This is a genomic window from Burkholderia sp. AU44665 (assembly GCF_030504405.1).
GTDB classification, from domain to species: domain Bacteria; phylum Pseudomonadota; class Gammaproteobacteria; order Burkholderiales; family Burkholderiaceae; genus Burkholderia; species Burkholderia semiarida.
In genome coordinates, this window is the sequence record NZ_JAUJRI010000003.1 from 383,518 (window position 1) to 405,354 (window position 21,837).

The following is a 21,837-nucleotide window of genomic DNA, read 5'->3' on the forward strand; positions in this document are numbered from 1 at the left end:
GATGTCTCCTTCGATGTGGATTCGACGGGCCGGCAGGCCGGCATGCGCCGGCTGCACGGCCGCGATGCGTCGCGGGTTCAGCCGCGCGCGGCGAACAGCGCGGTGACGGCCGCGCGATGTTCGGGGCTGGCATGCGCGAACGCCTGGTACGACGCCGACAGGTCGAGCAGCGTGTCGAGGCTCGCGTGGCGGCCTTCGCGCAGCAGCCGCTTGGTCAGACGCAGCGCGGTGCCCGAGTGACGCGCGATGCGGCCGGCCAGTTCGTGCGCATGCGCGAGGAGGTCGCCCTCGGGCACGACGCGCGACACGAGCCCGCAGCGCAGCGCGGCCTGCGCGTCCAGCGCATCGCCGGTGAACGACATTTCGGCGGCGACCGCGGCGCCGACGATCCGTGGCAGGAACCACGCGCCGCCGTCGCCGGGCACGAGACCTAGCGCGATGAAGCTCTCCGCGAAGCGCGCGCGTTCAGCGGCGATGCGGATGTCGCACATGCACGCGAGATCGGTGCCGGCACCGATGGCCGGGCCGTTGACCGCCGCGATGGCCGGTACTTCGAGGTGCTGGAACGCGTGCGCGAGCCGCTGGATGCCGCGGCGATAGCTGGTCCGGATCGCGGCAGGGTCGTGCGGGCCCGCTTCGACGAACGCGCGCATCGCCTTCACGTTGCCGCCCGACGAGAACGTCGTGCCGGCGCCGGTCAGGATCAGCACGCGGATCGATTCGTCGCGGTTCGCTTCGTCGCAGCATTCGGTCAGCGCGTCGATTGCATCGTTATCCGAAATGGCGTTGCGGGTGTCGGGACGGTTCATCGTGACGGTCAGAATCGCGCCCTGCCGTTCACGGATCAAAAAGGCTGCCATGGTGTCTCCGTGTGTTCTGTGCCGCGGGACTTCACGCCGCGGGCCGAAGCCTAGTATCGTCACGACGGTCGGCGGCGGGAAATTCCGTTCCACATACGTGGAAGGCCCGTGCCGGTCGCTGTGGAGAGGGCGGGATGAGCGGAAACGTGGTCAAGAGCGCGGCGCGCGTGTTCGAGGTGCTGGAACTCTTCAGCACCTTGCAGCGGCCGCTGAGCGTGCGCGAGATCGCGACGCGCTGCGGGTATCCGGGGTCGAGCGCGGCGGCGCTGCTGACCAGCATGAAGACGCTCGGCTACCTCGCCTACGACGATGCAACCCATGCGTATGCGCCCACCGCGCGGCTCGTCAATCTCGGCGAAGCGCTGGTCGATTCGGCGGCCGGCAGCCGGCGGCACTGGCATGCGGTCGCGAAGCGGCTGGCGGCGCGCACGCACGAGGCAGTCGTGATCGCGGTGCAGAGCGACCTGTACGTGCAGTACATCGACGCGGTCGAGGGTTCGCACGCGATTCCGGTGCAGTTCTACGCGCCGATCGGCACGCGTCGCGAGATCTGCATGTCGGGCCTCGGCTGGGCGCTGCTGAGCATCCAGCCGGACAGCACGATCCGCCGGCTCGTGTCGCGCAGCATCCGCCGGATCGGGAAGTCGGGCAGGACGATCGACGAGGACGTCGTGCTCGACAAGGTCGAACAGACCCGCCGGCTCGGCTATTCGTATTCGGCGCACACCGTGACGCAGGGCGCCGCGATGATCTCGATGGTGATCGCGGATGGCTGGAACGGGCTGCCGCTGGCGATGGGCGTGGCCGGGCCGGTCGAGCGGATCGACCCGCATCGGGACGCGATCGTGCGCGCGATGCGGGCGGCGCTCGCCGAGCGTGCGGGCGACGGGGTCCGCTAGGGCGAGCGCAAGCCCGTTATTGGCGTGAACAGGCTCTAGCCGCGCGATGCCGACGCGCGCAGGCATTCGCATAGAATCGGAAAATCCCGCCGCCCCTGTCCCGACTGCATTTCAGCGAGGTCGCCATGTCATTGCACGCACCGCTTTCCGGCATCCACGTCGTCGAATTCGAAGGTCTCGGCCCCGGCCCGCTCGCAGGCTGGATGCTCGCCGGAATGGGCGCGCGCATCACGCTTGTCGCGCGTCCGTCCGGCCGCACGAGCGCGCCGGACGCGCTGCGGGCCCGCGACGGCGACCTGCTGCGTGAAGGCAAGACGATCGTCGAACTCGACCTGAAGGCGCCGGCCGGGTGTGACGCCGCGCTCGATCTGATCGCGCAGGCCGATGCGCTGATCGAGGGCTTGCGGCCCGGCGTGATGGAGCGGCTCGGCCTCGGGCCCGACGTTTGCGCGCGCCGCCATCCGACGTTGGTCTACGGGCGCATGACCGGCTGGGGCCAGGATGGACCGCTCGCGGCCGCGGCCGGGCACGATCTGAACTACGTCGCGCTGACCGGGCTGCTGTCGCTGTCCGCGCCGCGCGACGGCCGGCCGGGCGTGCCGCCGACGGTTGTCGGCGATGCGGGCGGCGCGCTCGGGCTTGCTTTCGGGATCGTCTGCGCATTGCTCGACGTGCGCGGCGGCGGGCCGGGCCGCGTGGTCGACGGCGCGATCGTCGACATCGTGTCGATGCTCGGGTCGCTCGCGCTGTGGGCACGCGCGAACGGGCAGCTCGACGGCGCGCAGCCGAGCCTGTTCCACGACGCGCCGTTCTACGACGTGTATCGCTGCGCGGACGGCGAATGCGTGACGATCGGCGCGCTCGAGCCGCCGTTCTATGCGCTGCTGGTCGAACGGCTCGGGCTGACCGACGTCGATCCCGCGTCGCAGTACGACCGGGCGCGCTGGCCCGCGCTGAAGGAGCGTTTCGCGGAGGTATTCGCGCAGCGGCCGTCCGCGCACTGGCGCGCGCTGCTCGAAGGCACCGACGCGTGTTTCGCGCCGGTGCTGAGCGTGGCCGACGCGGCCGTGCATCCGCACAACGCGGCGCGCGGGATCTATCGGACGGATGAGCGCGGGAACGTGCGGGCGAGGGTGGCGCCGCGGTTTTTGCCGTTGGCGGGGGATGACGCGGCCTAGCGGCGCGACTCAGGGGCCAGCCGGCCGCGATATTGCCCGCCGGTTGCTCAGGCCGTTCTCACGCCGTTTCCACCGGCGCATCCGGCATCTTGCCGTCGCCGACCCGATTGATCGTGCCTTGCGCGATCGCGACGAGCCGCTCGTGATCGCCGTCGATGACAAACACGTGGCACTGGCAGGTCGCCTGGTGCCGGCCCGCGTACACGAGCTTCGCGCGGGCGACGAGCGTGCCGTTCACGGCCGGCCGCAGATAGTTGATCTTGTATTCGGCGGTGATCACGCGCGGGCCGAGCACGAGCGCGCCGGCGAAGGTCAGCGCGTTGTCCGCGAGATAGCTGATGACGCCGCCGTGCACGAAACCGTGCTGCTGCCGCAATTCCTCGCGCACCGGCAGACACAGCGACACTTCGTTGTCGCCGATATGCATCAGCTCCGTGCCCAGCAGCATGCTGAACGGCTGCGCGCGCAATGCGCCGCGCGCGTGGTCCGTGATGTCGGTCATCGAATTTCCTTCGAAATGAGTGCCCGCTTGCGCTGAACTCTAGGAAGGGGGTTCCGGATAAGCAAGGAAATTCGTCCGCATTTCGTGCAAATCCCGGTGCGATGCGACGCGATTATTGCGTCGAATACCGAAGATCTCCGCGTTTGCGGGCGATTCGACGCGAATGCGCGAGCGAAGCGCGCGATTGGCCCGCGTTTCCGGCCGTTCCGCCTAAAGTCCGACGAAGAAATGCCGCTAATGCCGGGGCATTGCCTCATCGTCCGCTTTCCAGGAATCCCCCCATGTTCGGAAAAATCAAGCTCGCGTCGGGTCTGCTCGGCGTGTTGACCGTGTTCTGTCTCTTCCTGTTCGCGATCGAAGCGCTCGGTTTCTGGACGCTCGCGTCGACGCGCAGCGGCGTCGACGATCTGTCGAACGTCGCGATCGCGCAGGTCGACGCGGCCAGCCGCGCGACCGAGCAACTGCTCGACGCGCGCATCAACCTGTCGCGCGCCGGCACGCGGATGGTGCGCGGCGGGCCGAAGCCCGAAGACATCATCCGCCACGCCGGCGCATCGCTCGCGGAAGCGGACAAGGCGTTCGCCGTGCTGACGGCCGCGCAGCCGGTCGACGAGACCAACCGCACGCGCGTCGCGGCGCTCACCGAGCGTTATCGCGCGCTGCGCGGCGCGTTGGGCGAACTCGTGCAGTTCCTCGACGCCGACAACATCCAGGCGTTCCTCGACCAGCCGACCCAGGGCTTCCAGGACGCGTACATCGCCGAGCTGCATCGCTTCACCGACTATGGCGGCACGTCGAGCCGCGCGGCGCTCGATACCATTGACGGCGGCATGCTGTGGTTCAAGTCGGTCGGCATCGTGCTGTTGGTGGCGATGCTCGCGGCGAGCGCGGCGATCTACGCGGCCGCGCGGCGCGCGGTCGTCGCGCCGCTGGAGCAGGCCGGCCGCCATTTCGAGCGGATCGCGCAGGGCCGTCTCGACGAAGCCGTGCAGGCGGGCGGCGTGTTCGAGATCGACCGGATGCTGCGCGGCCTCGCCACGATGCAGACAAGCATCGCGGGCACCGTGCGCACGGTGCGCCACGCGTCCGACGCGATCCACCTCGGCGCGGGCGAGATCGCCGGCGGCAACGCCGACCTGTCGGCGCGCACGGGCACGCAGGCCGCGTCGCTCGAGGAAACCGCCGCGAGCATGGAGGAATTGACCGCGACCGTCCGGCAGAACACCGACAGCGCCCGCGCGGCGAGCGCGCTGGCCGACGCGGCGCTCGAAGCGACGAGCCATGGCGGCGGCGTGGTCGACAGCGTGATCGACCGGATGCGCGGCATCGCGCAGAGCTCGGGGCGCATCGCGGAGATCATCTCGGTGATCGACGGCATCGCGTTCCAGACCAACATCCTCGCGCTGAACGCGGCGGTCGAGGCCGCGCGGGCCGGCGAACAGGGGCGCGGCTTCGCGGTGGTCGCGGGCGAAGTGCGCTCGCTCGCGCAGCGCAGCGCGCAATCGGCGAAGGAGATCAAGGCGCTGATCGAGGATTCGGTCGCGCAGATCAATGGCGGCGCGGAGCTCGTCGAGCGCGCCGGTGACGCGATGCGCACGGTGTCGGCTTCGATCACGCGGGTCGTGCAGACGATGTCGGAGATCACGGCGGCGTCGGTCGAGCAGAGCGTCGGGATCGAGCAGGTGAACCAGGCCGTCACGCAGATGGATCAGCTCACGCAGCAGAACGCGGCGCTGGTCGAGCAAGTCGCGGCGGCGGCCGCGTCGCTGAACGACCAGACCGCGCACCTGATGCAGGCGGTGTCGGTGTTCGAACTGGGCGACGGACGCGCCGCACGCGGCGATCGCGCGGCGCCGTCGCTTGCCGCGGCAGGTTACGAACCGGCCGGCAGCGCCGCGTAGGCGGTCGCGAGGTGGTAGGGCGTCGTCGACGGCATGTCGGCGCGCGATACCTGCCCGTCCGCCGTCTTGCACTCGAACCAGCCGCGCGGATGCAGGAAGCGCGCGGCGAACCGCTCGATCTGACGTGCGAGCGGCGCCGACGCCGGCGTGCCGCCGTGCGTCGCGAGCGCGCGCAGGTATTCGGTCTGCGCCCAGATCCGCTGCGTGCCGTCGATGCACGCGCCTTGCGCGTCGAGCGCCGCGCACACGCCGCCCGTCTGCGGATCGACGCCGTATTGCTCGGCGAACGCGAACGCGCGCGACAGCGCGGCGGGGAGCCCGGTCTGCGCGAGCCGCGCACCGGCCGCGTCGACCAGATAGAACCACTCGAACTGATGGCCGGGCTCGAAACGGTTGTCGGCCGCCCCGAGCGGCAGCTCGGCCACGCAGCCCGTTGCCGGATCGACGAACGTGCGCTCGACGGCCTGCGCGGTGCGCGCGAGCGCATCGTCGAACGCGGTGTCGCCGAACGCATCGGCGGCCGCAAGCCACGCTTCGGTCAGGTGCATCAGCGGATTCTGCAGCGCGCCGCTGCCGGATGACGAGAAATCGGCGTGCCGTGCGGCATCGAGCAACGCGTCGCCGTGGCGCGGCGCGAAGCGGTCCTGGATCAGTGCGGCCGTTTCTTCTGCGACCGTACGCGCGGCGGCGTCGCCCGACGCCGCATGCCACGCGGCGCACGCAAATACGATGAATGCGTGCGTATAGAGGTCCTTGGTCGTATCGAGCGGCGCGCCGTGCGCATCGACGCTGTAGATCCAGCCGCCGTGGCGCGGGTCGCGAAAGTGCCGGCACAGCGCGTCGAACAGCGTGGCCGCGTGTGCGGTATCGCCGGCTTGCGCGAACACGAACAGTTGCCTCGCGCACGCCATTGCGCGATAACGGGTCACGGGCAGCGGCGCGTGGGTGGCCGGATCGACGGCCTCGAACGGCAGTTGCAATGCCGGGTCGAACCCTGAACCCCGCCAGATCGGCAAGACGACGTGCGCGAAATGGTGGCGCAGTTGGGCGGCCTGGGCGGAAGCGGAGTCGGAAACGGACATGGTGGGGTTTTGAGCGCTTGGATCGAAACGTGTCGGCGCGGCCCGGAGAATCGGCGCGGCCGGGGCCAAGGATAAAACATTCCGCGCGGCCGGCACCAAAAAAAGGAGATAAATCGAATGCTCAGCAACCTGGAACTCGTGATGCGGCTCGTTCTCGCGGCGGCGCTCGGCAGCGTCATCGGCTTCGAGCGCGAGCGCCTGTCGTGGGCCGCCGGCCTGCGCACGCACATGCTGGTGTGCGTCGGCTCGACGCTGATCATGATCGTGTCGGCGTTCGGTTTCGCCGACGTGCTCGGTACCAGCGACCACGTCGTGCTCGATCCGTCGCGGATCGCCGCGCAGGTCGTGTCGGGCATCGGCTTCCTCGGCGCGGGCTCGATCCTGCTGCGCGGCGAGATCGTACGCGGGCTGACGACGGCCGCGAGCCTGTGGTCGGTCGCCGCGATCGGGCTCGCCGTGGGTGGCGGGCTCTATGTCGCGGCGATTTCCGCGACGATCATCATTTTGATCATCCTGGCCGGCATCAAGCCGCTGGAGCGGCGCTATTTCACGGTGCGGCAGCGGCGCCAGCTCGCGTTGACGGTGGCGAGCGGCACGCTGACGTTCGATTCGCTGCACGCGGCGCTCGGCCCCGACAGTGCGCGCGTGAAGCAGTTCATCGTGCAGCGTGCCGACGACGCGGGCGAGCAGGACGAGGTGCGCATCGCGCTCGCGCGGGTGTCGGAAGGCGAATACAAGGCGATCTGCGACAAGCTGCGCGCGCTGCCGGGCGTCACGCGGTTCGACGGCGGGAATGGGTTGTCGAGTGACGAATAGCGGGCCTATCGGCACGAATGCGCTGGGCGGAGGGAGTCGTCGGTCCGGGGCGTTGGTTGATGCCGTCGAGCGCGACGGCAACCTGGACGTCGCTGGTGGAATGTCGTTGGCGTAATCGCAACCGTCAATCGGTAGTGGAGGCGCGATGATATCGGGCGACGTACTTTGCCTGAGCGATGATTTTCCCGTGCATCTGATAAGCGACGACTGCGGGACTTGCCGCCGGCGCCACGTCGATTTTTTCCACGTTCAGGGCGGACGCCGTCACGACATATCGATGCGATGCACCCTGAGGCGGGCAGGGCCCACCGTATCTGGATTCGCCAAAATCCGTCAATGTCTCGACAGCGCCGCTCGGCATGAGCTTCGGATTGCCGGACGCGCCTTTTTCGATCGACGACTCCGAAGGTGGAATATTGACGATCTCCCAGTGGGTCCAGCCAAGCCCCCCGGTCGGCGCATCGGGGTCGAAGATCGTCACGACGATGCTCTTCGTGCCGCGCGGAACGTGAGCCCACGAAATGCGCGGCGAAACGTTCTGACCGTGACAGCCGAAACCTCCGTACACGTGTTCGTTCGTAAAGTGCCCGCGATGGAGGCCATCGACCGTGATCGTGAACGGCTCCGCGCTGGCTGTCGCCGGGATGAACGCCAATGCCGTTGAGGTGAATAGAATCGCGGACAAAAAAATCCTCGGTCGCATGACGTTGCTCCGTTGAAGGGTGAGAGTTCAGTACAACGGTATCCACGGTATCTTGTGGCGATTCGCGCCGGAAGGCGCATTCGCGAACCACGGTGTTGCCTTGGCTGCAACGTTGTTGGCAGGACTTTCGGTCGATTCGATCGTCACTCGTGCCGGCAAGGTCGAGCGCCCGCATAGACGAGCGCGGCAGCGGTTGGCGCTGAATGAGCGTGCTCGTGCTTTCGAACGAATGGCCACTGCACGGACAAGCGATCGTTTACAAAAAACCGCCGCGAGTCATGTGAACTCGCGGCGGTTCTCCGACAATCGTCAATGCGTACTTGCTACAAGGCATGAAGATCAAGCGGGCCGACCAGGCGTGGGTACTCGACACGACTTACATTCCAATGGCGCGCGGTTTCGCGTATCTGACGGCGGTGATGGACTGGGCGATACGCAAGACGGGTTTGTCGCTTGGTTTGAGCGCTTTGGCTTGTTTGTCGGTTAGCATCGGTTTTGGCCCATCGCGTAGCCCATCGGGGATGACTGGACAGGCTGGATGGAGTCAGAGCAAATTGGATGGGTTGAAGACGCAAGTTATTGATTTGTTGAAGAACAATAGGATTTCACTGGATGTCCCTGGACGATAATCTGGCAGACGTGACCGAATCCGTTTCCACGCCTCGCTCCCGTTCCCGTTCCGCCCGTTCGTCGGCCCGTTCCCGCCCGCGCTCGGCCGCTGCCGCAGGCAGCACGTCCGCCAGGGCGACGGCGCGATCCGGCAGCGCAGCGGCCGGCGACGCGCCGCGCGACGAACGGACGCTCGACCTGTTCGGCGATCCGGTGCTCGAGCCCGGCGAGCGCATGCCGGTTGCGGTGCGCGATGAAGCGATCGTGGAAGCCGATGAGTCGGCCGGCGCCGACGACGGGCGACAGGCCACGCTGGATGGATTCAACCCGCCGGCGGATGCGGCTGCCGCGGGGCTCGGGGAAGCGGAAGGTGCGGCGGTGCCCGATGTGGCGACCGCGGTTGTTTCGACGCCTGAAGGCGGTTTGGCCGCGAACGTCAACGGTACATCTGCAGAGGATCGTGCAACGGAGGCAGTGGATTTGCTTGCCGGCGATCGCGTCGTCACGCAGGTCGATGTGCCGGTGATCGATGGCGCCGCGAAGGCGGAGACGACACTGCAAGCCGCCGATGGCGAGGCGGCGCAGGCGGCGGAATCGCAGGCGACAGACGGCGAAGTCGCGAAGCCTGCGGTCGAGGCGGCAGTCGTCAAATCCCGCGAAGGGAAATCTTCCGGTGATGCCGCGAAGGAACGCCGCGCGTCGTCGGGCGGCAAGCGCCGAGCGGCTACCGGGACCAACGAAGCGGCGGCAACGCAAACCGTAGCGGTTGCAACGAGCGTCGGCTCGAAGCCGGAATCGCTTGAATCGAACCTGCCGCCGCTCGCCGCCGCGCCGGTCGAGCCGCAGACACCGGCACAACCGGCACAACCGGCACGACCGCCCGAACCGGCCATCGCCGCGCATGCTCCGAAGCCCCGCGACATAGCCGCGCAGCCGGACGCTTCGTCGCCGCCGGTCACGCAGCCGGTGGCCTCCGCCGCATCGTTCGTGACCAAGCCATCGTCGGAGCGTGCACAACCGGCCGCGCCGGCCTTCGACCCGGACACGCACCTGCGCCCGCTGACCGACCGGCTCGCCGCGCTGCAATCCGACGTGGATGGCCTGACGGGCGCGGCCGATCGCGAGATGCGCCGCGTCAACCGGCTGCTGCTCGCGCTGGCCGTCGTCGTGCTGGCCGCGCTCGTCGCGCTGGTGCTGCAAACGCGGCAGATCGCGCACCTGAAGCAGGACGCGGCCACGAAGCAGCAGCGGATCGATCGCCTCGCGGCGGATCTGTCGACGCAGCAGGCCACGCTGATGACGCTCGAGGAGCATCACGAAGCGCTCCTGTCGCAAGTCGACCGGCTTCAGCGCAACGCAAATCGCGAGGCGGCCGTCGCGAAGCGAATCCGTCGCACGCGTTAATCCTTCCGACCCTATCCTGTAACCCCGACGGAGCAAGGGTCGCCATTCCGCGACGGCAATCGGCTGTCGTCCACGTGCGGCAAACCGATGCACTCGCTGGCAGAGTTCAGGGAAAACCCTTAGAATGGAGTTCATCTAAGGGAAAACCCTAGCCACATCTGTCAGGAGTCTCACATGAGCTTCATCCTCGCCCTGCTGCAAAAGATCGACGACCTGTTCGTGTCCCCGCACCTGCCGCTCGACGCCGACTACTCGTACGCCGCGCGTCATGCGGAAGCCGAGCGCGTGCGCCGTGCGCACCTCGTGCCGATCGTCGTGTACCGTCGCTGATTCGCTGATTCGCTGATTCGCTGATTCGCTGATTCGCTGATTCGCTGATTCGCTGATTCGGCGCGGCGCCCCTGCCTGCCCGTTTCCACCGCCGCGTCGCGCGCCGGTGCGAGTGTCCCGCTACACTGGAAGTTCGATTCCGTTCACGGCGACCGGGCCATGCTGCAGATGCGGCCGATGACGGCCGGCGAATTCCACGCGTACCGCACGCGAGCCATCGACGGCTACGCGCGCGATCTCGTTTCTTCCGGGCAAAATGCTGTCGAAGACGCGGCCGACCGTGCGCGCGCCTGTTTCGACACGCTGCTGCCGGACGGCCTGCTGACCGCCGGCCAGACCCTCGTCACGCTCATCGACGCCGCCACCGGCGACACGGTGGGCGACCTCTGGTACGCGATCGTGCCCGAAGGGCCGAACCGCACGCTGTTCATCTACGACCTCGACATCGTTCCGTCCCGGCGCCGCGAGGGCTGGGCCACGCGCGCGCTCGACGCGCTCGACGCCGAGGCACGCCGGTACGGCGTCACCGAGATCGGGCTGTCGGTGTTCAATCACAACGCGGCGGCGCGTGCGCTGTATCGCGCGTGTGGGTTCGTGCCGATTACCACGACGTTGATCAAGCCGGTCGTGTCGGGCTGAATCCGTCGGCCCGGGTGCGTCCTCACATGCTGCCGGTTCGGCACGCCGCATAGCCGGCCAACACCGGCACGCTTCTTTATCCTTCCCGTTGGCCAAACGCCAAACGCCCCGTTCGGCCATCCGGCAATCACCGCCTGCCGCCTCAACGCGCGCGGCCTTTCCATCTCCGCAACAGCAACGCGTTGGTCACGACGCTGACGCTGGAAAACGCCATCGCCGCACCCGCGATCACCGGGTTCAGCAACCCGAGCGCCGCGAGCGGCACGCCGACCAGGTTGTAGACGAACGCCCAGAACAGGTTCTGCTGGATCTTGCGATACGTGCGTTTGGAGATGTCGATTGCGTCGGCGACGAGCGCCGGGTCGCCGCGCATCAGCGTGATGCCGGCCGTGTGCATCGCGACGTCGGTGCCGGTCGCCATCGCGATGCCGACATCGGCCGCGGCGAGCGCGGGCGCGTCGTTGATCCCGTCGCCGACCATCGCGACGATCCCGCCGTGCGTGCGCTTCAGTTCCGCGACGACGCGCGCCTTGTCGTCGGGCAGCACCTGCGCGTGCACTTCGCCGATGCCGAGCGCCGCCGCGACGGCCGCCGCGCTGCCGTGGTTGTCGCCCGTCACGAGGGCGCTCGCGACGCCGCGCGCCGCCAGCGCTGCAATCGCGTCCCGGGCGCCCGGCTTCACGGTATCGCCGAATGCGATCAGCGCGAGCACCGCGCGCGGCGCATCGGCACGCATCAGCCACGAGATCGTGTTGCCGGCGCGTTCGAGTTCCGCGGCGCGCGCGTCGAGCGCCGACGGCACCGCGATGCCGAGTTCGTCGCGCCAGCGCGTGCTGCCGAGCGCGAGCCGCTGCCCGCCGACGTGCGCTTCCACGCCGCGCCCGGCCACCGCGCGCGCGTCGGTCGCGACGACCGACGCAGCCGCACCGCCATGTGTGGCCACCTCCGCCTCATGCGCGGAAACCACGGCTCGCGCGAGCGGATGGTCGCTCTGCCGCTGCACGGCCGCGGCGAGCGCGAGCGTTTCGTCGCGCGGCATGCCGACGGCGTCGAACGCCGTCACGGACGGTTTGCCTTCGGTCAGCGTGCCGGTCTTGTCGAACGCGATCACGGTCGTGCGCTGCGCGAGCTCGAGCGCCTGCGCGTCCTTGATCAGCACGCCGTGCCGGGCCGCGACGCCCGTGCCGGCCATGATCGCGGCGGGCGTCGCGAGACCGAGCGCGCACGGACACGCGATCACGAGCACCGCGACCGCGTTGAGGATCGCGGTTTCCATCCCGGCGCCGGCGAGCAGCCAGCCGATGAGCGTCAGCACCGCGATGCCGAGGATCGCAGGCACGAACACCTCGCTGACGCGATCGACGAGCCGCTGGATCGGCGCCTTCTCGGCCTGCGCGGATTCGACGAGGCGGATGATGCGCGCGAGCGTCGTTTCAGCACCGATCGCGGTGGTTTCGACGATGAGCGCGCCTTCGCCGTTGATCGAGCCGGCCGTGACGGCATCGCCGTCGTCCTTCGGCACGGGCAGGCTTTCGCCGGTGATCAGCGATTCGTCGATGTGCGAGCGGCCCGACACGATCCGCCCGTCGACGGGCACGCGCTCGCCGGGCCGGATGCCGACGTGCGTGCCGACGCGCACCTGCGACAGCGGCACGTCGCGTTCGACCCCGTGCTCGACGACGCGCGCGCGGTCGGGGCGCAGCGCGTTCAGCGCGCGGATCGCGTCGGTGGTCTGGCGCTTCGCGCGCGATTCGAGCCACTTGCCGAAGCGCACGAGCGTGACGATGACGGCCGACGCCTCGAAATACAGATGGCCGGGATGCGCGGGATCGCGCAGCAGCATCCACAGGCTCAGCCCGTACGCGGCCGACGTGCCGAGCGCGACCAGCAGGTCCATGTTGCCGGTGCGCGCCTTCACCGCATGCCAGGCCGCGCGGTAGAAGCGCGCGCCGAATCCGAACTGCACGATCGATGCGAGCACGAGCTGGAGCCAGCCGGGCAGCATCAGGTCGATGCCGAACGGCGCGGCGAGCATCGGCGCGACGAGCGGCGCGCTCAGCACGGCGGCCGCGATCATGAGGTTGCGTTCGCGGATCGCTTCGCGGCGCTTGCGTGCGTCGGGGGCCTGCGCGGGGCCGGCCGGTCGTGCATCGGCGCCGATCGTTGCGCCGGCGGGCGAGGTGGCGGGAAGCGATGCACGGTAGCCGGCCGTGGTGACTGCGGCGATCAACGTGGCGGCATCGAGTGCGCCGGCGCCGTGCACCGACGCCCGCTCGGTCGCGAGATTGACCGTCGCGCGCGCGACGCCCGGCACGGCGGCCAGCGCTTTTTCGACGCGGCCGGCGCAGGACGCGCAGGTCATGCCGCCGATGTCGAGTTCGACGTTCGCGGGCGTGGCGGCCGGGACGACGGTGTCCGACACAGCCGGCGTCGCGCCATAGCCGGCCTGCTTCACGGCGTCCGCCAATTGGGTGGCCGAAACGCCGGCCGACGCGTCGACCGTCGCGCGTTCGGTCGCGAGGTTGACCGATGCGCGCGTGACGCCCGGCACCTTCGCGAGCGCCTTCTCGACGCGTGACACGCATGACGCGCAGGTCATCCCGTCGATGTCGAGTTCGATCGTCGCGGCGGCAACCGACGCAGGCGGTGGTGCCGCGTGTAACGCGTTCTCCGACGAAGGCGTGGCCGCGACCGTTTCGGTTACCGCTTCGCGCACGGTTGCGCGATAGCCGGCCTCGCCGATCGCGTCGACGAGCCGGCCGGGATCGACCGCCTCCTGCGCGGTAACCGTCGCCGCATGCGCGTCGAGATCGACCGCCGCATCGACGACGCCCGGCACGGCGGCCAGTGCGCGCTGCACGCGGCCCGTGCAACCGCCGCAATGCATGCCGTCGACGCTCAGCTCGATCGTTTGCAGCGCCGCGGAGGCGAGTGGTTCAGTCATATCGGATTCCCCAAAAGCGCGGTTCGTGCCGCGGATGGTTCCAGTATCAACATTCCCATGATGGTAAGGTCAAGTACCGGCGACGATGCGGCGCAAGTCGATGCACACAGGGTGTCACAACACGGAAAAAGCGATCGCCCGGCTTCCAGACGGACGGCCAGTGCGCGCTGAGGACCAAGCTTGACGCTCGCGAGGCGTTTACGGGCAACTGGCTGAGGGTGCCGGCGTTGTTCCGGATTTTTGCTGAATCCCGTGAAACGTTTCAGATTTTTTGACGGTTCAACTAGCGTTTCACCCGTTATTCGGCATATTGGGGGATGCCCTTAGGCGCTATGATACCGGCCTGACATCAGCGCCCACCGTTACGAAACGTTGCGAAACGGTCATCCGGGCACGCTGGGGTGCCTTGTTCGGGTTCGCGAGACGAACAAGGCGTTGACTGAAAAGAACGATATTCGGCCAGTAATCGATGATTGAAAACCAGCGAGAATCAGTTTCCCTGCGACGCGCGTGCGCGTCGCTGGCGATGGCGGCATTGCTTGCAGGATGCGCGTCGCAACCGGACGCGATCCAGCGGAAAACCGGCTGGATGCGCGCGGAAGTCGCCGACTCCTATATCTATGCGTATCCGCTCGTGCTGATGGACGTCGCGAAGGAAGCGGCGACGGGCGGCGACGGTGCGCAACCGGGGCAGGCGCCGCTCAACACGCTGCGCCACGCGCAGGCGCTGCCGCCGGTCGGCGCGGTCAACCCGCCGCTGCCGGGCGTCGACACGCTCGACTCCACCGGCTGGCTCGACGTCGCCGCCGAACCCGTGATCGTCACGCTACCCGACACGCGCGGCCGCTACTGGGACGCACGCGCGCTCGACATGTGGACGAACGTGCTGTGGTCGTCGTCGAGCGTCGCGGCGCGCGGCCCCCGTGGCGCCGCGCGATCGCAAACGATTGCCTTCGCCGCGAAGGACTGGCAGGGCACATTGCCGAAGGGCGTGCTGCGCGTCGACGTGCCGTCCGCCAATGCGTGGCTCGAAGTGCGGCTGCAGACGAGCGGCGGGCGCGACCTGACCAACGTGAAGAAGCTGCAGCGCGCGATCCGCGTGGTGCCGCTGTCCGTCTACACCGGCGCCGAGCGCGGCGCGTCGGTGGCGGTCCATGCGGGCAGCGCGCCGTCCGAAGCGGTGGGCGGCGGCACGCCGGCCGAGCAGGTGGACGCGCTCGACCCGAAGGCGTTCTTCACGCGCTTCGCGCGGGCGCTGCAGGACAATCCGCCGCCGGCCGACGACGCGCACGCGCAGGAATCGCTCGCCGACATCGGCGTGACGGCCGGCTACCCGGTGCTGTGGACGGGCGACCGTCTCACGGCCGCGACGGCCGGCGTCGCCGAGGCGCGCGCGCGGCTCGCGACGCCGCCGTCGAACCTGCTGAACGCGAACGGCTGGACCTGGATCGGCGACACGGCCGGCAAGTACGGCCAGGACTACGCGCTGCGCGCGTACGCGGCCTACACGCAATTCGGCACCGCGACGCGCGACGACGAAACGCTCGCGATCACCCGCGTCGACAGCGACGGCCATGCGCTGAACGGCGCGAACCGCTACGTGCTGCATTTCGCGCCGGGCACGCTGCCGCCCGTGCGCGCGTTCTGGACGCTCACGCCGTACACGACCAACGGCGCACTGCCCGACGTCGGGTCGGCGCGCCGCTCGCTCGGCGATCGCGACCGGCTGCGCCGCAACCGTGACGGCTCGATCGACGTCGTCGTGTCGGCGTCGCCGGGCGGTACGCATGCGGCGAACTGGCTGCCGGCGCCGCGTACCGATTTCGCGCTCGCGTTGCGCCTGTACGCGCCGAAGCCGCAAGCGAGCGACGGGTCGTGGATGCCGCCCGCCATCGTCCGGAAATGACCGGTTGACCGCCGCCGTTGTTCGACCGGCGGGTGCGGCGGCGGCGCCCGACCGCCGTACCGTCACCTCCTGAGCCTATACTTTCGGGATAGCGTGCGCGGCCGCCCGGTTTTCCGGTGCGGCCCGGCATCCATTCCCGAGGCATTCAAGCATGGCAAGCGCAGACAAAGAAACCTTACCCTCGACCCTCCATGCCCTCGGCGGCGTTGCACGCTCGCGCCGGACCCGGCGTATCGGCATCGGCGTGCTGATCTTCGTCGTTTTATTCGGACTGTTCGGCTTCTTCGCGGCGCCGCCGCTGATCCGCCATGTCGCCGAACAGCAGTTGAGCAAGCAGCTCGACCGGCCGGCCACGATCCAGCGCATCGTACTCAACCCGTACACGCTGAACCTCGAAGCCGAAGGCATCCACCTCGGCGAGCGCGGCGGCCAGGGCGACTTCATCGACATCGGCAAGCTCGTCGTGAGGCCGTCGTGGTCGTCGCTGTTCCGCGGCGCGCCGATCGTCAACGAAATCCGGCTCGATTCGCCGCGCTTTCACGTCGTCCGCTACGACGCGCAGCGCTTCAACTTCACCGATCTGATCGAGAAGTTCTCGTCGCCGTCGCCGACGCCCGACAGCAAGCCGACGCAGTTCTCGGTATCGAACATCCAGGTCAACGACGGCCGGATCGATTTCGACGATCGCCTGCTGAACGAAAAGCACGTCGTCGACCACTGGACGCTCGGCATTCCGTACATCGCGACGCTGGCCTCGAAGACGGACATCTTCGTCGAGCCGAAGCTGCGTGCGCGCTTCGACGGCAGCCCGATCTCGATCGACGGTAAGACCAAGCCGTTCGCGCAGTCGCGCGAATCGGAGATCGCGCTGAAGTTCGACCGGCTCGACGTGCCGAAGCTGATCTCGTACGTGCCGGCGAAGCTGCCGGTGGCCGTGACGAGCGGCCTGTTGAGCAGCAACCTCACGGTCAATTTCGTGATGAGCGGCGAGACGCCCGCGCTGCGCGTATCGGGCACCGTCGACCTGAACGACGCGAAGGTGACCGACCGCGCGTCGGCGCCGCTGTTCGCCGCGCGCGGCGTGCACGTCGCGGCGGCCGGGCTGGAACCACTGCGCAACGCGATGCACTTCGACGAGATCCGGCTCGACCAGCCGGTGGTCGACCTGTCGCGCGACAAGCGGGGCGTGCTGAACGTCGAGAAGCTGGTCGTGCAGCCGGCCGCCGCGCCGAAGGCCGAAACCGGCAAGCCGGCCGCGTCGGCCGCCGCCGTTTCCGCTGGGTCCGGCGCATCCGCCGCGTCCGGTGCCACCGTCGCCGCCGCCAGCGGCGCGAAGGCCGAAGGCGGCGCCGCCGCGAAGGCAGCGCCGCCGCTCGACCTGACGATTCGCCATGTCGCGATCGACGGCGGCACGATCAACGTCGACGACCGCGTGCCGGCGACGCCGACCGCGATCTCGCTGACGAAGCTCGCCGCGACGCTCGACGGCTTCTCGCTGCAGGGCAAGACGCCCGCGAAATACACGCTGTCGACGTCGCTGTCGCGCGGCGGCGACGTGAAGGCCGAAGGCGCGTTCAACCTCGCGGCGAAGCAGGCCGACACGAAGCTGACGGTGGCCGCGCTCGCGCTGCCCGCGCTGCAGCCGTACCTTGGCGAGGCGACGCGCGCGCGCGTGCTCGACGGCACGCTCGGCGCGACCGTCAACGCGAAGACCGACTGGGGCAAGACGCCGCTCGCCGCGGAAGTCGCCGACAGCACGGTCAGCCTGAAATCGTTGAAGATCGCCGCGCCGGACAACAAGGCGCCGGCCATCGTCCTGCCCGACGCAACCGCGAAGATCGCGAAGGTCGACGTCGCCGCGCGCACCGCGGAGATCGCCAGCGTCGACGCGAGCGGGCTCGCGCTCGACGTGAAGCGCCTGAAGGACGGCAAGATCGACCTGGCGGCGCTGGCCGAACCCGCGCAGGCGGCGGTGCCGCCGCGCACGGTCGCGCGCAAGGCGCAGGCCGCCGCGCCGTCGTGGCACTACCGGATCGATGCGCTGAACGTGAAGGACGCTGCGGCGAACTTCACCGACCTGTCGACGCCGCGCCCGGTGAAGCTTGCGATCAAGCCGCTCGACCTGTCGGTGCAGAAGATCAGCGACGACCTGACGAAGCCGTTGCCCGTGCAACTGAAGGCGACGCTGAACCGCAAGGGCGCGCTGAACGTGACGGGCGACGTGACCGCGCAGCCGCTGAAGCTCGGCCTGAAGATCAACGGCAACCGCCTCGACGCGGCCGCGTTCGAGCCGTATTTCGGCAGCGCGCTGAACGCGACGATCGCCAGCGCGCTGCTCAACGCGCAGGGCAACCTGACGTTCGCGCAGGTGAAGGACACGCCGCGCGCGACCTATCGCGGCGACGTCGCGCTGGTCGACGTGCGGATGCTCGACAAGGCGACTTCCGACCCGTTCGCCGGCTGGCGCTCGCTCGCGCTGTCGAACCTGAAGGCGAACTACGACGAGAAGGGCACCGACGTCGACGCCGCGCGCGTGACGTTCTCGAACTTCTACGGCCGCGTGCTGCTCGACGCGCAGGGGCGGCTGAACCTGAAGGACGTCGTCGCGAAGGAGACGGGCCCCGCGCAGTCGCTCACGCGCGACGCGAGCAAGGGCGAACCGGTGCCGCTGTCGCCGGGCGTGACGCCGCCGGCCGCCGCGCAGGCCGCATCGGCCGCGGCCGCGCAGCAGGCGTCCGTGCCGGCCGCCGCGTCGGCGACGGTGGTCGTGAAGGCCGCGCCGCAGCCGCGGAACCCGGTGCGGATGCACTTCGGCGAACTGGTGCTGCAGAACGGCCGCGTCACGTATACGGACAACTTCATCAAGCCGAACTACACGGCGAACCTCGTCGCGATCAAGGGCACGGTCGGTGCGTTCGGCACGGATTCGACGACGTCCGCGCCGGTCGACGTCGCCGCGAACCTCGCGGGCAACGGGCCCATCTCGATCAAGGGCTCGGTGAATCCGCTGATCGAGAAGCCGGCGCTCGACCTCACGGCGACCGCGCACGACATCGAGCTGACCAATCTGACGCCGTATTCGGCGAAGTACGCGGGCTATCCGATCACGAAGGGCAAGCTCAACGTCGATCTGCACTACCAGCTCGCGAACGATCAGCTGTCGGCGAACAACCACATCTTCATCGACCAGTTGACGTTCGGCGACCACATCGAGAACGACACGGCGACGAAGCTGCCGGTGAAGCTCGCGATCTCGCTCTTGAAGAACACGCGCGGCCAGATCGACGTGAACCTGCCGGTGTCGGGTTCGCTGTCGAATCCGGAATTCAGCGTCGGCGGGCTGATCTGGCGCGCGGTGCTGAACCTGATCGCGAAGGCCGTCACGTCGCCGTTCACGCTGCTCGCGAATGCGTTCGGCGGGGGCGGCGGCGAGGATCTCGGCTACGTCGAGTTCGCGCCGGGTTCGTACGTGCTGACCGACGCGCAGGAGAAGAAGCTCGACACGGTCGTGAAGATGCTGACCGAGAAGCCGTCGATCCGCCTCGACCTGATCGGCCGCGTCGATCCGGCGCAGGACACGCCGGGGCTGCGCGACGCGTACGTCGAGCGGCTGGTGCGTCAGCAGAAGCTGAAGGACGTGATCGGCCAGGGCGAAAGCATCGATCCGATGTCGGTGAAGGTCGACAAGGCCGAATACTCGAAATACCTGACGCGCGCGTACAAGGCCGCCGACTTCAAGAAGCCGCGCAACCTCGTCGGCCTGCAGAAGACGCTGCCCGATGCGGACATGAAGCAGGCGCTCGCCGATCACGCGCCCGCCGACGACAACGCGCTGCGTGCGCTCGCGCAGCAGCGCGCGCAGGCCGTGCGCCAGTATCTCGACGGCAAGATCGATTCGAGCCGCATGTTCGTCGTCGCGCCGAAGCTCGACGCGAAGGGCATCTCGGACAAGGGCGCGACGACCCGCGTCGACTTCGGGCTGCAGTAAGCGTTATCGCCAACCGTCATCCGCCGCCGCGCCCCCACCCGTCGGGCGCGGCGGCTTTTTTCAGCGCCCGGCGATCGCCGGTTCGCGCTTGTCCAGCTCCTTCCTCGCGGCCAGCGGCAGACGTGCGTCGTCCCACTGCGTCAGCCATTCGACTTCCTTCGCGGTGAACACCTGTCCGTAGTTGCGCAGCGCGTACTGCAGCGCGTCGACGACGTGATGGCGAATGATTTCGGGGGTACGTGCATCGTCCAGCACGAACCGGAGGGCTTCCAGGGTCGACATACTCGTGCTCCGGGTCAGGGAAAACCTTTTATTACACGCCAATAGTCGCGGGCCAAGCCGAAAAAAAATCCGTCCGCGCGGGGCTGGCCCACGCGAGGGCCGTGGATTGCGACGCCTTCATGGGCGGCGACGGGCATCGCGCTCGTCGCGGTGTCGCGCAGGGGCTGGCCGGTTCGGCGTGGGCGAGGGCATCGGCCCGGCGCTTCGCCCGGCGCGCGTCGTGCCCGGGCTTGAAACGGTGCGCGCAACCGGCCATATTGGCCGGGTATCACCCGTTCAACGACGTACCGAGAGGATCGTTCATGCGCCTTCTGCTTGCCCTGCTGCTCCCGTGGTTCCAGTTCTTCACGATCGGTCGCCCGATCGCGGGGATCATCTGTCTCATCCTTCAAATCACGATCATCGGCTGGCTGCCGGCCGCGATCTGGTCCGTGTATGCGCTGAGCCAGTACAAGACCGATCGCAAGATCGAGGCGGCGTTGCGCGGGCGGCCGTAGGAGGGGGAGGGAAGCGGCGTCGCGTCACCGGCTGGCTGGCGGGATCCGTGGTTGCGAGCCTGCCGGAATCGGGCGTCAACGACAAAACGGCCGCCCCGACCATCGTTCGACCGGGCGGCCGCTCCGGCCTACTTCACCGCAAACAGCGTCAGGTTCATGAAGATCTTGAACGCATAGCCGAGCGTGACGGCGCCGATCACGCCGCCCGCCCACAGAACGACGAACCACATCCAGCCGCGCATCCGCGGCCGCGGCGCGCCGGGCTGGCCGGCAGTGGAATCAGTGGTGGTAGTAATGCTGGTCTTCATGGCGCACCTTGCCTCGGAATACCCAGTAACCCATCGTCGTGTAGGCGATGATGATCGGGAGGATAACCGCTGCGCCGACCAGCGTGAAGGTCTGGCTCGAACGCGGCGCCGCCGCTTCCCAGATCGTCATCGTCTGCGGAATCGCGTACGGGAACAGCGTGACGAGCAGGCCGACGTAGCCGAGCAGCACCAGCGCCAGCGCGAGCACGAACGGCGTCATGTCGTGCCGGCCGCGCACCGCGCGGCGCATCCACACCGCGCACGCGGCCACCAGGAACGGCACCGGCAGCAGACGCCAGAACAGCCCCGAATCGAACCAGCGCTGCGCGATGGCCGGATCCTGCAGCGGCGTCCACAGGCTGACGACCGCGATGAAGCCGAGCAGCACGACGGTCAGCGGCCACACGACGCGATGCAGGCGGCGCTGCAGGTCGCCTTCGGTCTTCGCGACGAGCCAGCAGCAGCCGAGCAGCGCGTACGTGACGATCAGGCCGAGGCCCGTCAGCAGGCTGAACGGCGTGAGCCAGTCGAACGCGCCGCCGGCGTACACGCCGTCCTTCACGTCGATGCCCTGCAGGAACGCGCCGAGCGCGATGCCCTGAAACAGCGTCGCGCCGGCCGAGCCGCCGATGAACGCGAGATCCCACAGCTGCTTCGTGCGTCGCGCCTTCGCGCGGATCTCGAACGACACGCCGCGGAAGATCAGGCACACCAGCATGAAGATCAGCGGCAGATACAGCGCCGACAGCACCGTCGAATAGACGATCGGAAACACCGCGAACAGCCCGGCGCCGCCGAGCACGAGCCACGTCTCGTTGCCGTCCCATACGGGCGCGACGGTGTTCATCATCAGGTCGCGTTCCTTCTCGTCCGGGAAGAACGGGAAGACGATGCCGATGCCGAGGTCGAAGCCGTCGAGCACGACGTACATGAAGAGCCCCAATGCGATGATCGCGGCCCAGATTACGGTGACGTCCATAGGTTTTCTC

Annotated in this window: 18 protein-coding genes and 1 pseudogene; 11 read left to right on the forward strand and 8 right to left on the reverse strand. The window is 68.6% G+C overall.

Annotated elements, in window-relative coordinates; genetic code table 11:
• Positions 1–77 precede the first annotated feature (77 nt).
• Entirely contained in the window at positions 78–860 is a 783-nt protein-coding gene (locus QZM15_RS10235) for a crotonase/enoyl-CoA hydratase family protein (RefSeq protein ID WP_059581810.1), read from the reverse strand.
• Between the two features lie 134 nt (positions 861–994).
• Between QZM15_RS10235 and QZM15_RS10240 the strand changes: the two genes are divergently transcribed.
• A complete protein-coding gene (locus QZM15_RS10240; protein WP_059581813.1) occupies positions 995–1,759 on the forward strand; it encodes an IclR family transcriptional regulator in 765 nt (254 codons plus the stop codon).
• Positions 1,760–1,884: 125 nt separating this feature from the next.
• On the forward strand, positions 1,885–2,937 hold the full coding sequence (locus QZM15_RS10245) for a CaiB/BaiF CoA-transferase family protein (RefSeq protein ID WP_302106311.1): 1,053 nt from the start codon (positions 1,885–1,887) through the stop codon (positions 2,935–2,937).
• A 58-nt stretch (positions 2,938–2,995) separates the two neighbouring features.
• On the opposite strand, the gene QZM15_RS10250 is transcribed toward QZM15_RS10245, so the two are convergent.
• Entirely contained in the window at positions 2,996–3,439 is a 444-nt protein-coding gene (locus QZM15_RS10250; protein WP_006480333.1) for a PaaI family thioesterase, read from the reverse strand.
• Positions 3,440–3,720: 281 nt separating this feature from the next.
• Here QZM15_RS10250 and QZM15_RS10255 point away from each other — a divergent pair, with 281 nt between their 5' ends.
• On the forward strand, positions 3,721–5,340 hold the full coding sequence (locus QZM15_RS10255; RefSeq protein ID WP_302106312.1) for a methyl-accepting chemotaxis protein: 1,620 nt from the start codon (positions 3,721–3,723) through the stop codon (positions 5,338–5,340).
• Here QZM15_RS10255 and QZM15_RS10260 read toward each other — a convergent pair.
• Entirely contained in the window at positions 5,313–6,422 is a 1,110-nt protein-coding gene (locus QZM15_RS10260; protein WP_060011226.1) for an AGE family epimerase/isomerase, read from the reverse strand. The genes QZM15_RS10255 and QZM15_RS10260 overlap by 28 nt on opposite strands.
• Before the next feature lie 117 nt (positions 6,423–6,539).
• Between QZM15_RS10260 and QZM15_RS10265 the strand changes: the two genes are divergently transcribed.
• A complete protein-coding gene (locus tag QZM15_RS10265; RefSeq protein ID WP_302106313.1) occupies positions 6,540–7,238 on the forward strand; it encodes an MgtC/SapB family protein in 699 nt (232 codons plus the stop codon).
• 124 nt (positions 7,239–7,362) lie between these two features.
• Here QZM15_RS10265 and QZM15_RS10270 read toward each other — a convergent pair whose 3' ends face one another.
• On the reverse strand, positions 7,363–7,941 hold the full coding sequence (locus tag QZM15_RS10270) for a YbhB/YbcL family Raf kinase inhibitor-like protein (protein WP_059581827.1): 579 nt from the start codon (positions 7,939–7,941) through the stop codon (positions 7,363–7,365).
• 317 nt (positions 7,942–8,258) lie between these two features.
• On the opposite strand from QZM15_RS10270, the pseudogene QZM15_RS10275 reads away from it, so the two are divergent.
• From QZM15_RS10275 to QZM15_RS10290, 4 genes and pseudogenes are all read left to right on the forward strand, one after another.
• Positions 8,259–8,381, forward strand: a pseudogene (locus tag QZM15_RS10275) (IS3 family transposase); the annotation flags it as partial.
• 199 nt (positions 8,382–8,580) lie between these two features.
• Positions 8,581–9,954: a flagellar hook-length control protein FliK gene (locus QZM15_RS10280; protein ID WP_302106366.1), complete on the forward strand. Its 1,374-nt coding sequence runs from the start codon at positions 8,581–8,583 to the stop codon at positions 9,952–9,954.
• Between the two features lie 174 nt (positions 9,955–10,128).
• Positions 10,129–10,284, forward strand: coding sequence for a hypothetical protein (locus QZM15_RS10285; protein ID WP_167351646.1), 156 nt, complete (start codon positions 10,129–10,131; stop codon positions 10,282–10,284).
• A 159-nt stretch (positions 10,285–10,443) separates the two neighbouring features.
• Positions 10,444–10,923 (forward strand): GNAT family N-acetyltransferase, encoded by a 480-nt coding sequence (locus tag QZM15_RS10290; protein ID WP_302106314.1) that lies wholly within the window; start codon positions 10,444–10,446, stop codon positions 10,921–10,923.
• A 142-nt stretch (positions 10,924–11,065) separates the two neighbouring features.
• Here QZM15_RS10290 and QZM15_RS10295 read toward each other — a convergent pair whose 3' ends face one another.
• Positions 11,066–13,867 carry a heavy metal translocating P-type ATPase gene (locus tag QZM15_RS10295; RefSeq protein WP_302106315.1) on the reverse strand — a complete coding sequence of 934 codons (2,802 nt, stop codon included), beginning with the start codon at positions 13,865–13,867 and terminating at the stop codon, positions 11,066–11,068.
• A gap of 469 nt (positions 13,868–14,336) precedes the next feature.
• Between QZM15_RS10295 and QZM15_RS10300 the strand changes: the two genes are divergently transcribed.
• Together QZM15_RS10300 and QZM15_RS10305 are read left to right on the forward strand one after the other, a co-directional pair.
• Positions 14,337–15,773 (forward strand): DUF1254 domain-containing protein, encoded by a 1,437-nt coding sequence (locus QZM15_RS10300; protein ID WP_302106316.1) that lies wholly within the window; start codon positions 14,337–14,339, stop codon positions 15,771–15,773.
• Positions 15,774–15,924: 151 nt separating this feature from the next.
• Positions 15,925–19,761 (forward strand): DUF748 domain-containing protein, encoded by a 3,837-nt coding sequence (locus QZM15_RS10305; RefSeq protein WP_302106317.1) that lies wholly within the window; start codon positions 15,925–15,927, stop codon positions 19,759–19,761.
• 60 nt (positions 19,762–19,821) lie between these two features.
• Here QZM15_RS10305 and QZM15_RS10310 read toward each other — a convergent pair whose 3' ends face one another.
• On the reverse strand, positions 19,822–20,043 hold the full coding sequence (locus QZM15_RS10310; protein WP_011548933.1) for a hypothetical protein: 222 nt from the start codon (positions 20,041–20,043) through the stop codon (positions 19,822–19,824).
• A 302-nt stretch (positions 20,044–20,345) separates the two neighbouring features.
• Here QZM15_RS10310 and QZM15_RS10315 point away from each other — a divergent pair, with 302 nt between their 5' ends.
• The gene (locus QZM15_RS10315; RefSeq protein WP_099318039.1) at positions 20,346–20,540 is read left to right on the forward strand and encodes a YqaE/Pmp3 family membrane protein; all 195 of its coding nucleotides are present in this window, start codon (positions 20,346–20,348) and stop codon (positions 20,538–20,540) included.
• Between the two features lie 128 nt (positions 20,541–20,668).
• Here the strand turns inward: QZM15_RS10315 and QZM15_RS10320 are convergent, their stop codons facing one another.
• Complete coding sequence (locus QZM15_RS10320) at positions 20,669–20,848, reverse strand: hypothetical protein (RefSeq protein ID WP_050012191.1); 180 nt, start codon at positions 20,846–20,848, stop codon at positions 20,669–20,671.
• On the reverse strand, positions 20,820–21,827 hold the full coding sequence (gene cydB / locus QZM15_RS10325) for a cytochrome d ubiquinol oxidase subunit II (RefSeq protein ID WP_060317393.1): 1,008 nt from the start codon (positions 21,825–21,827) through the stop codon (positions 20,820–20,822). The genes QZM15_RS10320 and cydB overlap by 29 nt, the downstream gene beginning before the upstream one ends.
• Positions 21,828–21,837 lie beyond the last annotated feature (10 nt).